Below are 13,939 nucleotides of genomic sequence, written 5' to 3'. Positions count from 1 at the left end.
TTAAATTTCACATTCCCAATGCTGCACGGGATGTTTTGCGTCCGCTTTCAATCAGATCACGGGTATATTGCTGCTGCGGATTGCTGAAAATATTTTCAACTGTTCCCTGTTCGACGATTTTGCCGCGGCGCATGACGATGACGCGGTTGCAGATCTCTTTAATCACCGCCAGATCATGCGAAATAAAGAGATAAGTCAGGTCAAGCTCGCGGCGCAGTTCCTGTAAAAACTCCAGCACCTGTGCCTGTACTGAAACGTCAAGTGCCGATGTCGGCTCATCGAGGATCAAGAGTTTCGGATTAAGGGCAACAGCACGGGCAATACAAATTCGCTGCTTCTGTCCGCCCGATAATTCATGCGGATAGCGATATTTGAAATTGCGCGGCAATTGCACAATATCCAAAAGCCTGTCGACTTGTGTTTCAATCTCATGCCGCTTCAATTTCGATTGCAGGCGCAATGGCTCACCAATCGCATCGGCAATATTGTGACGGCCATTGAGTGCTGAATGCGGGTTTTGGAACACAAGCTGCATATGACGACGCATCAGACGCATATCTTCTTGGCCTAATTGACAGATGTTTTTGTCGTCAAAAAACACATCGCCCGATGTGGGTTCAACAAGGCGCAGGATGAGACGGGCAAGGGTCGATTTGCCAGAACCGGATTCACCGACAATGCCGACGATTTCGCCTTTATTGGCGTGAATGCTCACACCACCAACAGCAGCAAATTCACCGCCATCTTTCAGCTTATAGATCTTCTTAAGATTGCTTACCTGCAAAAGCGGTTTTGCATCCGATTCCGCAGTGGTTACAGTTGTCGTAATCGGATTATTGATATCCGGCATCGCTGCCAGCAAGCGCTTGGTATAATCATCTTGCGGATTGGTCAGGATGTCATTCGTCAAACCCTGCTCGACAATTTCCCCCTTATACATCACAGCACAGCGCTTGGCGACGGTGGCGATAGCCCCCATATCATGGCTGATCATGATGACAGTAAGATTGAGCTTTTTAACCAGTTCATTAATCAGATCAAGCACTTGAGCCTGAACGGTCACATCGAGCGCTGTGGTCGGCTCATCGGCAATGAGCAGATCCGGCTTGCCGCATAGTGCCATCGCAATCAGAATCCGTTGACGCATGCCGCCGGACAATTGATGCGGATAGCTGTTAAAGACGCGTTCCGGTTCCGGAATGCCGACTTGCGCGAGCAATTCAAGCGTTGTGTCTTTGCGTTGCTGTTTGCTGGACTGTGTGCCGCCTGCCGCTTTTTCATGCGCTCGCATCACATCGCCGATTTGTTGACCAACGGTGAAAAGCGGATTGAGATAGGTCATTGGATCTTGAAAGATCATGGAAATACGAGTGCCGCGAATTTTGCGCCAGCCTCTATTATCCAGACCGATGAGGTCGATATTATCGAAACGCATTGAACCGTTTTTGACTTCAGAGCGTTTCGGCCCGATACCTAAAACTGTCCGCATCAGCACGGTTTTGCCCGAGCCACTTTCGCCGACAATACCAAGCGTATCGCCGCGATAAACATCCAGATTGATGTTTTTGAGGATTGGCAACGAGCCGTCAAATGTTCCGATATTCAGGCTGAAATCCTGAATTTTCAATAATAATTCACTCATCTTTCGCGGCTCCGCGGGTCGAGAATATCACGCAGGCCATCGCCCAGCAGATTAAAGCCTAGTACGGTCAGGAAAATAGCGGCGCCAGGGAAGAAGGAATACCACCACCAATCCGGCATATAGCTGCGGGCAATTGAAATCATCGCGCCCCATTCCGGTGAAGGCGGGCGTGCGCCAAGGCCGATAAAACCCAAACCGGCCGCAGACAAAATTGCCATGCCCATATCCATGCTCATTTTGACAATGATCGGTGAAAGGCAATTGGGCAGAATATGGTGCCATAAAATCCACGGTGTTTTCGCACCGATGGAACGAGCGGATTCCACAAACAATTCTTCTTTCACGGAAAGCGTTTTTGCTTCCACCAAACGCACATAACCAGGCCACCAGACAATCGCCAAAGCGATGAGGCAATTGGTAAGGCTTGCGCCAAGGGCGGCCACAATGGCCAATGCGAGTGCGAGACCCGGAACAGCAAGGAAAAGCTCTGTCACACGCATGATGACAGCGCGCACCCAGCCACCTTTATAGCCGGCGATAATGCCGAGCGGAATGCCGATCAGCGCGCCAAGACCGGTGATGACAATACCGATCCAGAGACTCGTTCGCGCGCCGATGATGACGCGGGAGAAAATATCTGCCCCCATTTCATCTGTGCCGAACCAGTGTTCAGCACTTGGCTGCAGCAGGCGTTGGCTCATATGCACTGCACCGGCTGCATCTTCCGGATAAGGCACCAGCCATTGGCCAAATGCTGCTAAAAACAAAAATAGCAGTACTAAAGCCAAGCCAAGCATGGAGGAAAAGCTGGAGCGGAACATATGCGCATAGAGACGCCATTGGCGGATCTGGCTTGCGTGTTTCTCGCGAAAACTCAATTTGTTTTGCGCCTGAGGTGAGGTGTTTACAGAAGGCGTATTCATCATGCTTTCCTCAAACGTGGATCAATCCATGCATATGCCAGATCAACTAAAGTGTTCGCTACTACGAAGAAGAAAGCGATAATCAGGGTGACACCGACAACCGGCTTGAAATCGGATGCGAGAGCGGAAGAAACCGCATAAAGACCAATGCCCGGCCAGTCGAAAACGGTTTCAACCAGAACGGTTGAACCCAACATCCAGCCAAAGCGTAAACCAATCATGGCAAGCGTTGGCAGCAGCGCGTTTTTAAGCGCGTAAATGGCAATGATACGTTTTGACGAAATGCCATGCGCACGGGCGGCAACAATATAATCGGATTGCAGCACTTCCACCATTTCCGCGCGGTTGACGCGCAGGATCGAGGCAAGACAAGGAAAGGAGAGAACAAAGGCAGGCAGCAAAATATGTTTGAGTGCCACAACAAATGTTGAAAATTGTCCGGCGATCAAACTATCGACCAGCAGCATACCAGTGACTGTTTCAGGCGGGCGGGTAACAAGCGGTAATTGACCGGAAACCGGCAACCAGCCAAGATCGACCGCAAAGAAAAGCTGCAATAAAATACCAAACCAAAAGGCAGGCAGCGCCACACCGGAAATGGAAAAAATACGGGTGGTATGATCAAGCGGTCCGTCCTTATAGACGGCTGATAGAATACCAAATGGCACACCGATCAGCACACCAAACATCATGGCGACAAGCACCAGTTCCAGCGTCGCGGGCGCATAGCGCAGCAATTCATCCATAACCGGACGGGTAGTGACGATGGACTGACCAAGATCGCCCTTCATTAAACCGCCCATATAGACGACAAATTGTTCGGTCACCGGTTTGTCGAGCCCGTATTCCACTCGGATGGTTTCCACCATGTCTTCCGTGGCATTAGGGCCGGCAACCAGACGTGCAGGATCACCGGGGGCAATATTCGTAATGACAAAAGTGAGCGCCGCCACCCCTATCATCGTGAATATCAGCGTCATTATTTTTCGTAAGGTAAATGATAACATGGCATTTCCCGGTTGACCGGCAACAAACAGCAAACTGTCGGTACCGTTGAGCGTATGCAGAAATTTTACACACGACCTTTTACTTAACACATTGTTTTTTATTTTCATGGTGAAGCCTTCAGTTTGCTCCACCATGAAATAATCCGATGCAACTATAACCGATGGGGACGGTCACAATCTTGATGCATCAGCTTTGACCGGTATTATTGTTCTTTGATCCACAAAGGATAAAGGTCAACTTCACCGGTAAAATGCACAGGGCTAAACTTGAAATCCTGCAAATAGTCCTGATGTGCCCAGCGTCGATTTTGCAGCATGCCGAATACTTCCGGCTGATCGGCAACGATCTGGGTTTGTATGTCTGCATAAAGCTTGGCGCGTTCATCCCAGCTGGTGCTGGCGCGGGCCTGATCAATTTTCTTGGCCACTTCCGGATTGTCATAGAATGACATCGCGTAATACTGACCCCAGCTGTTTGGATGATACTGATAGGCGACAGCATCCGGATCGGTTGAAATTGGTGTTGTGTAAACAGAGGTCATTGCTGGCGCTGTTTCTACCTTTGCACCATTGGCCACCATGTTCGGCCATTGCTCTGGCTGGATTTCGACAGTGATGTTGAGCTCTTTAAGGTTCTCCATCAATACAAGGCCAATACGGCGGGCTTCTTCAAGGCCGGCCACATGCACATAGGGCAGGGTGATACCACCATCCGGATAGGCAGATTTGGCCAGATATTCTTTGGCCTTTACCATATCACGTCGCGGCATGCCTTCCACTGCAATATGGCCTTTCATAGCATCCGGCAACGGGCTGGTTTCAAGCGATGCATCACCATTATAAATCTGCACCAGCGCATCATAATCCATAGCATAGGCAATGGCTTTACGTAAGTTGATGTCGGCAGTCGGGCCTTTCTGCGTGTTGAATTTGATGCCAAAAGTGGTCATGCCTTTGTGATTCTGAATAGTGATATTCGGAATACGTGCCACCTGCACATAATCGTCGGAGGTCAGACCTTCGGCAATATCCACTTCACCACGCTGCAAGGCGGCTTTTTGTGCGGCAGGTTCACGGATGATTTTGTAGATCACACCGGCAGGGCGATTTTCACCTTGCGGCCAGCCACGCCAATAATCGGCGTTCGCTTTTAATGAATAAAGAACATTCGGCTCCCAGCGATCCATCGTGAAGGGGCCGGAGCCTGCTTCATTATCAGTCAGCCATTTCTGGCCGTAATCGCCATCCACTTCATTGGCTTTCACCTGATTTGGATTGACAATATACCACCAAGGCAGGAAGGAGATGAACGGCGCATAAGGCGCATCGAGTTCAAATTTGACCGTATGCGCGTCAACAACAGTGATGCCCTCCGGCTTGAGGAAATCTTTCAGCATCCATGCGATGCCTTTGTTGAGCTTTAACCCGCGCTCGAATGAATAACGCACGGCTTCCGCATCAACCGGATCGCCATTGTGGAATTTTGCATTGTCTGCAAGATGGAATGTCCATGTTTTGCCGTCTTCGCTCACATCCCAGCTTTTGGCCAGCCACGGCTTGATTTCTGCCGGATCGCCTTCATATTTCAGCAATGCATCATAGAAACCTTGCTGCACCATACGTGTTGACCAGTCATAGCGCACATGCGGATCAAGCACCGGAATAGCCTGACGACCGGCAAAGACGATGATGTTGCCATCTTCGGTGCGCTCAAAAGCATTTGCTGGTGTCAGCATGGCGGTAGAGGCCAAAAGCCCCGCAAAAACCGTGTATCGGATCAGTTTTTCTAACATCAGAATTCCCCTTTTATCCATGGTTTTAAAAAATAACGGAACAGGCAGCGCTTAGATCATCTGGCGGATAGTGCTGGAGACAATGCGGCGGGACAAAAGCACTGGCGCTTTGCAAGACGAGCGGGCGCGCTCAAGCATTGCACCCGAATAGCCCATGCAATGCATGATAATGAGGCTGCAATCACTAAGCTCGGCAGCCTTCTTTTCGATGTCGCCACCGGCATAGGGTGACGCGGCAACCAATTTGGTTTTGCCTGAAAAAACATGGCGCTCGTGGAAATCATTGATCTGACGCTCAAGCGGCAGGATGACACCCAAAGCGCCGTCATCGGTGAGTGCCGCAACAGTTGCATCAACAATGCGCTGTGCCTCGACAACGAGGGTTTTTTTCAAAGGTACTATATGCGTACCGGTGCAAAGCAGTACAATCAGATTGAAACCCTGATTGTCGATTGTTTGCAGGATCAGATTAAGCCGTTCTTCGGTTAGTTTTTTGGATGTGACAATCTCGACGCCGCTTTTGAGACGTGTTGCAAAAGAATGCTCACCCTCTTGCGCATGAAGTGCGTTGAGTTCCGCGTCATTTAAACCATCCAATACGCCGAATTCCTGGCATGTTACCTCAACGCCATTTAATCCGGCGGTAATGTCGGCCATCATTTCCGGCACAATATCAATACGCGGCGTCTGCCCGATTGTTACAAAAGCAATGCGAAAAGACTTCACCATGATTTCCTCACCATTCACTACCCATCCCTGAATAAGCAAGAGTAATGCGCGTGAAGGCTGTTTCTCTATAGGGTTATTCCCCTATATGGAGTTTTTTATGCAGGAAATTGCGCTACGCGCTCGGTGAAAAAGAATCAGTGTGATGGCACACTGATTGAAAATCATAGGAAATATCACATTTTTAAGCGTGGCCGGATGTGATCACCAAGCGGATAAGCGCATTGGAAGAGGAGACTTCCATCTTGCTTAAAACATTAGAACGGTGAATTTCCACGGTCTTCGGGCTGATATCCAGCTGTCGGGCAATCGCTTTGTTGGAAAGACCTTCGGCAACCAAAGACATTACCTGTCGTTCACGCGGGGTAAGACGGGCAAGTTTTTCTGAAAATTCTTGTGTGACCCCCGGTAAAACAATCGTTTGTGTTTGATAAAGTAGCAGTCTGATTGCGCTTGATACAATACGGCGTGCCAAAATCACTGGTTTGCCGCTGGCACGAGCAACGACTGCACGATCAGCCTCAGTGTAAGCCACTGAATTTAAAACAATAATATCTGTGTCTGCCAGATCAATCAGAGCTGCAGCCAATTGGCCGCGATCATTGTCGCGCGCATGGCTTGCCACGATTTTATAATCGACAAGAGCCGGAATATCGAACTCCTGCAATTGGCGCTCCAATGGCATGATGATGCCGACGGTCGAACCTTGTGCAGCCAGCGAAATAATCGCCGATTCAATGGCGCGTTGGGAGTTGACGGTCGGGCAATTACTTTCAAAATCGCGGAAAAGGCCGGTCGATAAAATGGCGACCAGATCATATTCTCCGGGGCGGAATTCAGCGACGATTTTGGCCATTCTTTCGCTGATAGCAGATTTAGAGAGCACAATATTAGAGCCATCGGCAAGTCGGGTGACTATGCTCGCTTCATCGCCTTTAACAGCAAATGCTTCAATTTCTGCCGCTGACAGATTGTCGAGCGCCCCGATTTCCAGTGTTTCCAATGGTACATCAAGGTTTTGCATCATTTCTTCGATCAGGTCGTGGCGCGGCGATTGGCCGACAGTGACAAACATGATGCGACGAAGCATTTTTTCCGACTGTTCTTTGGAGCCGTTTTTAACGGATGGCACCAGATATTCTCCTCAAACTCCCGATTGTATCACGGATATTCTCTGATTCTCGCGCAATTCTACACTCTTATAGGGGTGGTTCCCTATAGGCACGCATTAACTTCGAAGGCTAGTGTTAAATATATTTTTCGGAGGGAAGCATGATCCGTGATTTTGACGAAACAGAAATTGATCCGCTGGCAACCGGCGCGTGGATCTTGGGAACTGGTGGCGGCGGCAGCCCTTATTTAGCACAGTTGAACCTCAAAAAACTGTATAAAGAGGGTAAGCGCTGCAAGCTTATCGATCCGGCAGCGCTTGATGATAATGACGCCGTGGCGGTTGTGTCCAAAATGGGCGCACCTTTGGTTGGTCAGGAGCGTCTGGTTGATCCGGCGCATCTGGCGCGTGCCATGCGTTTGATGGAAGATTATACCGGCCGTAAATTCCGCGCTGTAATGAGCGTTGAAATTGGTGGCGGTAATGCTTTGTCACCTTTCCTGGCGGCAGCCCATCTCGACATTCCGGTGGTGGATGCCGATGCGATGGGGCGCGCCTATCCGGAAGCGCAGATGACTAGTTTTGCGATCGGCGATTTGTCGATGTATCCGCTGACATTGGTCGATTGCCGTGACAATGAAGCCATTGTTGCGAAGGCTGCTTCCTGGAAGTGGATGGAACGTATTTCGCGTAAAATTTGTACCGAAGTGGGTTCCACATCCGCGACCTGTAAGGCTCCGCGTACCGGCCGTGAAGTGAAAGACTGGGGTGTGCTCAACACGGTTACCAAGGCTGTCGCTTTGGGACGCGTTGTTGCTGAGGCGCGTAGCAAACACGAAGATCCGGTAGCTGCCGTTTTGGCGCATGAAGGCGGCAAACTGCTGTTCAAAGGCAAGGTCTGCGACGTGGACCGCACCACAACAGGCGGTTTCTTACGTGGTTCAGCCAAAATCGAAGGGCTGGACAATGATAAAGATTCCATATTTGAACTGAGCTTTCAGAACGAATGGGCGGTTGCATTCCGTGACAATCAGCCGATTGCCATGACACCCGATCTAATTTGCTTGCTGGACACTGTTTCAGGCGAAGCAATTGGTACAGAAACCGTTCGCTACGGCCAGCGCGTTACAGCCATTGCACTGCCTGCGCCGGATGTTTTGTGCACGCCTAAAGGCTTGGAACATGTAGGCCCGCGTGCATTTGGTTATGACATTGACTTTAAATCGGTATTTGGATCATGAAGCGCATAGGTATTGACGTTGGCGGCACCAATACGGATGCCGTACTCATCGATGGTGATACAGTTATCTCCACCATCAAATTTCCAACCACCGCTGATGTTATGCATGGCGTGGTCAATGCGATCAATAAAGTGATGGCAGACCAACCGGCAGATGCAAAGCCGGTTGATGCGGTGATGATAGGCACCACGCATTTTACCAATGCTGTTGTTGAACGTAGCCGTTTGGAGCGCGTGGCTGCCATTCGTATTGCCATGCCGGCAGGGGCATCTTTGCCGCCGATGGTCGACTGGCCGGAAGAGTTGCGTGACGAGGTTAATCCTTTATCTTTTATGGTGGAAGGCGGTCATGAATATGATGGTCGTCCGCTCGTACCGCTGGATAAAAAAGCCATTCGCGAAGCTGCGAAAAAAATCCGCGATGCCGGTATTACATCGGTTGGTATTACAGCGCTTTTCTCGCCACTTACCACTGAGTGTGAAGATGAAGCTGCGGAAATCGTGCGCTCTATTATCCCAGATGTGCGCGTTACCTGCTCCAACACGCTTGGGCGTATCGGTCTTCTGGAACGTGAAAACGTCACATTGCTCAATGCCGCTTTGCAAGGTCTTGGCCAACGCACCATTGACTCATTCGGTAAAGCACTGGTGGAAGCTGGGATTAGCGCTCCATTCTATCTGACCCAAAATGACGGTACTGTTGTATTGGCGGAGGTGGCAGCCGCCAATCCGGTTTATAGTTTTGCCTCCGGCCCGACCAATTCCATGCGTGGGGCTGCATTCCTCACCGGCTTGAAAGAAGCCATGGTGATTGACGTTGGCGGCACCACGTCTGATGTTGGCTGTCTGATTAACGGCTTCCCGCGTGAGGCCAATAATGTGGTGGAAGTTGGCGGCGTCCGCACACTTTTCCGCATGCCGGATTTGCTGCCATTTGCTTTGGGCGGCGGCACGATCATCAATCCGGAAACCGGTCAGGTTGGCCCGCGCAGTGTCGGCTATCGTATTACCGAAAAAGCATTGGTTTTTGGTGGTGATGTGCTGACGGCCACTGATATTGCTGTGGCTGCGGGTCTCGTGGAAATTGGCGACCGTGATCGTGTCAAGCATCTTGATCAGAGTTTTGTTCAAACGACATTGAAGCGCATCAACACAATGGTTGAAGACAATGTCGACCGCATGAAAACCTCGGCTGAAAACGTCAATGTGATTGCCGTTGGTGGCGGTGCATTCCTGATCCCTGAAAAGATCAAGGGCGTGAGCGAAGTGTTAAGTGTTGAACATGCCGGCATTGCCAATGCACTTGGTGCTGCGATGGCGCAGGTTTCTGGCGAAGTGGATCAGGTTTTCTCAGGTCTTAGCCGTGAAGAAGCACTGGCAGAGGCTGAAAAACTGGCGCGTGAGCGTGCGATTGAAGCAGGTGCCGCACCAGACAGCATTGATCTGCTGGATACCGAAGATATTCCGATTGCTTATTTGCCGGGCGATGCCCGTCGCGTCCGCGTTAAAGTGGTAGGCAATATCACGCTTTAATAGGCTAAAATGAAAAGCCCCCGTTGTTAAACGGGGGCTTTTGCTTATTTCAACAGACTTCTATCACTGGAAATGAATGATCGTTTTCACTCAGTTGTTGCTTTGATTGTCACCTTTTCCAGCAAGCTCAGCGGGTTTTGTGTTGCTGCGAACGCTTCAAATGCGCCAATACCTTTTTCATTTTTCGACTTGATCGAGAGTGTGAAAATATTCGGATTGGCGATGAAACGGTTCAATGTTTCTACAACCTCTTGAATTTGCTGATTTTTACCAGCAAATTCAGCTGCAAACATGGCAATCATCAGAGTCGTGAGCTGGCGTGCTTCTTCTTCGGTTGAACCATTTTCAAGTGCGGCTAATTTAAACGCTTTGTTGATCATGCCCTCATCATGGATACGAAGGTTGATTTCTTTAGCCTTCAATCCAAGAGCTGCAACTTGCATCATAACCTTGTCACCGGAGAAAAACTCGCGTGACATGTTGCCCATCACACCTGACAGCGTAAATGATCCAAGATTTTCACCCTTGTAGGAAATATCTTTGATGAGTAGCGATTCACTTGGCTCATCCCAGACAATATGGGTGTTGGATGAAATGTTTACATTGTCCAGACCGAGTTCGCGCAGTTTGAGTGCGAAGTTATCCTGAATCTCCTGTAACGGAATATTCACACCGTCATAGCCGATTTGAATATCTGTCGGTATGCCATTGACTGGTTTGAGGAAGGAAAAGATCGCGTTTTTCATTTTAAATTTAACGCGTGTCGGTGCGGCAGATAATACTGTATCGACTTCCGGCTCATCAGTCATTTCTTCAATGACGTTTTCGCCATCGTCTTCATCATCCTGTTGCGTGACTTCTTCATTTCCGGCTTGAGCTTCGGAGTTAGGCTTGATTATTTCAGCCGCATCATCTTGATCATTGCCCTCATCAGGTGTGATGGCAGTATCAGGTGTATCCTCGATACCTTCTAATTCTCCCTCATCGATCGTTTCGCCTTCATCCATCTGGTCGGATTCTGTATTTGGCAGATCAATATCCAAGCCATTTAAACGGAAAGTGCCAATGGTCGGCATCAGCGTCGTAAATGGAAATTTATCGATTTCGTCGGTTGGGACATCAATAAGCTTTTTACCGGCTTCAAGTGTGGCAGCATAGTCGAAACCATCCCATGTGAATCCGTCCATGCGGAAATAATCGGTTTCGGTGCCGATTTTCAAACCTTTGAGCGCCATATCAAAGGCCTGTTTGTCGAAATTCATCGTGACATTGGCAATGGTAGCGGAAGGCTTGGTTTCATCAATTGGTGTGATGTTGATATCAATGAGTTCGACATCACCTTTGCCCATAATCTCGTAAATTTTAATAATATTACGGAATAGTTCGCGGCGCTCATCATCACTTAGATCGTCGATATTTTCAACCGAGCCCATGTCTTGCATAATTTGCCAGAACGGAACTTCCGGCAGACGCATGGAGAAACCGGCACTTTTAATTTCGTTGATTGTCGCTGTTGCTTCCGGCAGTTTGAACGAAATATTTTTGGTTGAATAGGTCCCTTGAATAGGCTTGAGCTCATTGTTGGCTGGGTCAGCCTTTTCAGTATAAAAACGGGTCATGAAGGCGGCATCAATATCTTTGCCATCCGTTGTACCAATAAGAACAGACATTGGCTCTTTGTTGACGGAGCCGTCATCTTTAGGCACTGAAACGGTCATATCCACTTGAGCCGCTTCAAGTTGCATGGAGGCTATCTGGCCGTTTTTCACATCATTCAATGTGAGATTTTTATATAAAGTCTTTTGCTTTGTATCGAGGAAATTTTGCTCGAACTGTATTTCGGAGACATGAATTTTTTTAGCTGAAAAGCGCTCTACTCTTTCTGCCGGTGTCAGTTTGCTGCTGCCACCAAAAAGTTCGGATAAGACTTGTTTGTTGAAATTGGCATCATCAATTTGAAGCTGGGGAATAGTGATTTTGAACTGAGCGGTTTCAGTCGTAATGCCGGTGGCATCTGCTTTTCCGGTCAAGAATAAAAATTGCGGGCGGCCGTCGAATGTCGCAATATTAATGGTCTGGTCGTTTTTGAGCGGCAAGGTTACATTTTTAAGATGAATATTGCCGAAAAAATCAGCGGAAACCGTTTCCGCTTTACCACCACGTTTTTCAATCTGCTGACGAATATTATTTTGTAAATTATATTTGTAACCGGTTACACCGGCACCAGCCACAACGATGATTGCTACAGTGGTCCACAGAAGCGCTTTGCGCCCTTTTCCGCGAGCGGGTTGAGACTGATCTGACATTGAAACCTCTAAAATCTGCATTTATCATAATTTGCTAAATTGATTAAGCAGTCGCTGCTTTAGTCGCAAGTAAAAAAACATGTCGGTTTGTGTTTATTCGATGCTGATCGAAAAAACTAAACCGGTTGTTGAAATGAATAATAATAGCCGCGCTGATTTAACTCTTGTCTTTGATCAATCTTATCGAGGCTTTTTGTTGGAGATACAAAGCCTTGATTGATCATTGGTGACTTGCAGGATTAAATGGGTTCGATTAGACCTTGTTTGCCGGTTTCCATTGGGAATCAAAAGGGAATCCGACATCGCAAAATGATGAAACGGAACTGCCCCCGCAACTGTAGGCGATGAGCGTGCAGCAACAAGTCACTGTGATGAAAATCATGGGAAGACGTTGCACGTGACGATCCGCCAGTCAGGAGACCTGCCGGCAAAAAACTGTAACGCGGCCCGGACGGGGTGTCCGGGGGGGTGTCGTATGATTTTTGCCACAAGACGCAATAGTGCGTCCGCCATAGCCAGCTTAGAGATAACAGTCGACAAGGCTGCTTTTTACCTATGCTATTGCACCGGCATTCCCTCCCTGTTTTCCGGTCGCCTCACCAACCGGAGACGTACATGTTTCACAAGAGACTGATTGCAGCAGCACTGACAGCTGTCTGTTTTACATTGCCGGCCAAGGCCGAAACCAGCTATCCGCTGAGCCTCAACAATTGCGGCGTTGACCTGCGCTTTGAAGCAGCGCCGAAAAGCACCGTCAGTATCGGTCAGGCAGCAACAGAAATTCTTTATTCTCTGGGTCTTGGTGATAAGGTTCTTGGAACCGGCGTCTGGTTCACCGATGTTTTGCCTGAATATAAATCGCTCAATGACGGCATTGAGCGCCTTGCCGACAATGATCCGAGTTTTGAAGCAATTGTTGCCAAAAAACCTGAAATGGTAACGGTTCAATATGAGTGGCATATCGGCCCGCAGGGTATTATTGCCACCCGCGAACATTTCAATGATATCGGTATTCCAACCTATATTCTGGCAACCGATTGTATGAATAAAGACAATAGTGTTGGTTCGGATGGTACCCGTTCCGATATGTTCAAAATTGACAATGTCTATGCGAGCATTAACGAGCTTTCGCAGATTTTCAACGTGCCGGAAAAAGGCGAAGAGCTGGTTGCAAGCCTGAAAGCGCGTGAAGCAGCAGCGGCAGAAAAAGCAAAATCCTTAGGCCTTGCCGATGCGTCTGCATTGTTCTGGTTCTCTTCGGCAGAAATGGATGTTGATCCATATGTCGCTGGTAGCAAAGGTGCACCTGCCTATATGATGGAAAAGCTTAATCTTCGTAATGTCATTGAAAGTGACGAAGAATGGCCGACTGTCAGCTGGGAGACCATTGCCCGTGCTAATCCGACGGTGATTGTCATCGCTGAAATGTCACGCCGTCGTTTCCCGGCCGATGATGTTGAAAAGAAACTGGAATTCTTGAAGAATGATCCGGTTGCCAGCCAGATGGATGCGGTCAAGAATGGTCATATTATTGTTTTGAACGGTCATGCGATGGATCCTTCCATCCGTAATGTGGCAGCTGTTGAATTTTTGGCAGAAAAACTGGCCGGATTTGACCTGAAATGATTGTAACGACAGCCTCCGGCACCTTTGGCCGC

The 13,939-nt window shown here is 48.8% G+C and carries 10 protein-coding genes and 1 riboswitch; of the genes, 3 read left to right on the top strand and 7 right to left on the bottom strand.

From position 1 onward, the window contains the following. Positions 1-7 precede the first annotated feature (7 nt). The 6 genes from JNC77_RS09955 to JNC77_RS09930 form a co-directional block, all read right to left on the bottom strand. On the bottom strand, positions 8-1,642 hold the full coding sequence (locus tag JNC77_RS09955) for an ABC transporter ATP-binding protein (RefSeq protein WP_374831999.1): 1,635 nt from the start codon (positions 1,640-1,642) through the stop codon (positions 8-10). Then, positions 1,639-2,565 carry an ABC transporter permease gene (locus JNC77_RS09950; RefSeq protein WP_374831997.1) on the bottom strand — a complete coding sequence of 309 codons (927 nt, stop codon included), beginning with the start codon at positions 2,563-2,565 and terminating at the stop codon, positions 1,639-1,641. Before JNC77_RS09950 ends, JNC77_RS09955 begins: the two co-directional genes overlap by 4 nt. After that, positions 2,565-3,572, bottom strand: coding sequence for an ABC transporter permease (locus tag JNC77_RS09945; RefSeq protein WP_374831996.1), 1,008 nt, complete (start codon positions 3,570-3,572; stop codon positions 2,565-2,567). Before JNC77_RS09945 ends, JNC77_RS09950 begins: the two co-directional genes overlap by 1 nt. A 203-nt stretch (positions 3,573-3,775) precedes the next feature. Next, positions 3,776-5,365, bottom strand: coding sequence for an ABC transporter substrate-binding protein (locus JNC77_RS09940; RefSeq protein ID WP_374831994.1), 1,590 nt, complete (start codon positions 5,363-5,365; stop codon positions 3,776-3,778). A gap of 51 nt (positions 5,366-5,416) precedes the next feature. Then, a complete protein-coding gene (locus JNC77_RS09935; protein ID WP_374831992.1) occupies positions 5,417-6,094 on the bottom strand; it encodes an AroM family protein in 678 nt (225 codons plus the stop codon). Positions 6,095-6,275: 181 nt separating this feature from the next. Beyond that, a complete protein-coding gene (locus tag JNC77_RS09930) occupies positions 6,276-7,223 on the bottom strand; it encodes an AroM family protein (RefSeq protein ID WP_374831990.1) in 948 nt (315 codons plus the stop codon). A 140-nt stretch (positions 7,224-7,363) separates the two neighbouring features. On the opposite strand from JNC77_RS09930, the gene JNC77_RS09925 reads away from it, so the two are divergent. Together JNC77_RS09925 and JNC77_RS09920 are read left to right on the top strand one after the other, a co-directional pair. Next, on the top strand, positions 7,364-8,443 hold the full coding sequence (locus tag JNC77_RS09925) for an S-methyl thiohydantoin desulfurase family protein (protein ID WP_374831988.1): 1,080 nt from the start codon (positions 7,364-7,366) through the stop codon (positions 8,441-8,443). Further along, the gene (locus tag JNC77_RS09920) at positions 8,440-9,975 is read left to right on the top strand and encodes a hydantoinase/oxoprolinase N-terminal domain-containing protein (protein WP_374831986.1); all 1,536 of its coding nucleotides are present in this window, start codon (positions 8,440-8,442) and stop codon (positions 9,973-9,975) included. Before JNC77_RS09925 ends, JNC77_RS09920 begins: the two co-directional genes overlap by 4 nt. An 86-nt stretch (positions 9,976-10,061) precedes the next feature. On the opposite strand, the gene JNC77_RS09915 is transcribed toward JNC77_RS09920, so the two are convergent. Continuing rightward, complete coding sequence (locus tag JNC77_RS09915; RefSeq protein ID WP_374831984.1) at positions 10,062-12,281, bottom strand: aq_1923 C-terminal domain; 2,220 nt, start codon at positions 12,279-12,281, stop codon at positions 10,062-10,064. A gap of 251 nt (positions 12,282-12,532) precedes the next feature. Continuing rightward, positions 12,533-12,724: riboswitch (cobalamin riboswitch) on the top strand. A 172-nt stretch (positions 12,725-12,896) separates the two neighbouring features. Between JNC77_RS09915 and JNC77_RS09910 the strand changes: the two genes are divergently transcribed. Beyond that, positions 12,897-13,907, top strand: a complete 1,011-nt coding sequence (locus tag JNC77_RS09910) for an ABC transporter substrate-binding protein (protein ID WP_374831982.1) — start codon at positions 12,897-12,899, stop codon at positions 13,905-13,907. The last annotated feature ends 32 nt before the right edge of the window (positions 13,908-13,939 follow it).

It is taken from the genome of Paenochrobactrum pullorum, assembly GCF_041929845.1.
Classification (GTDB): domain Bacteria; phylum Pseudomonadota; class Alphaproteobacteria; order Rhizobiales; family Rhizobiaceae; genus Paenochrobactrum; species Paenochrobactrum pullorum.
This window is presented reverse-complemented; position numbering and strand designations above follow the sequence as displayed.

What these genes read in the sequence shown, in the direction of transcription:
- JNC77_RS09955 (WP_374831999.1), bottom strand. Translation starts at nt 1,642, where the DNA reads ATGAGTGAATTATTATTGAAAATTCAGGATTTCAGCCTGAATATCGGA.
- JNC77_RS09950 (WP_374831997.1), bottom strand. Translation starts at nt 2,565, where the DNA reads ATGAATACGCCTTCTGTAAACACCTCACCTCAGGCGCAAAACAAATTG.
- JNC77_RS09945 (WP_374831996.1), bottom strand. Translation starts at nt 3,572, where the DNA reads ATGTTATCATTTACCTTACGAAAAATAATGACGCTGATATTCACGATG.
- JNC77_RS09940 (WP_374831994.1), bottom strand. Translation starts at nt 5,365, where the DNA reads ATGTTAGAAAAACTGATCCGATACACGGTTTTTGCGGGGCTTTTGGCC.
- JNC77_RS09935 (WP_374831992.1), bottom strand. Translation starts at nt 6,094, where the DNA reads ATGGTGAAGTCTTTTCGCATTGCTTTTGTAACAATCGGGCAGACGCCG.
- JNC77_RS09925 (WP_374831988.1), top strand. Translation starts at nt 7,364, where the DNA reads ATGATCCGTGATTTTGACGAAACAGAAATTGATCCGCTGGCAACCGGC.
- JNC77_RS09920 (WP_374831986.1), top strand. Translation starts at nt 8,440, where the DNA reads ATGAAGCGCATAGGTATTGACGTTGGCGGCACCAATACGGATGCCGTA.
- JNC77_RS09915 (WP_374831984.1), bottom strand. Translation starts at nt 12,281, where the DNA reads ATGTCAGATCAGTCTCAACCCGCTCGCGGAAAAGGGCGCAAAGCGCTT.
- JNC77_RS09910 (WP_374831982.1), top strand. Translation starts at nt 12,897, where the DNA reads ATGTTTCACAAGAGACTGATTGCAGCAGCACTGACAGCTGTCTGTTTT.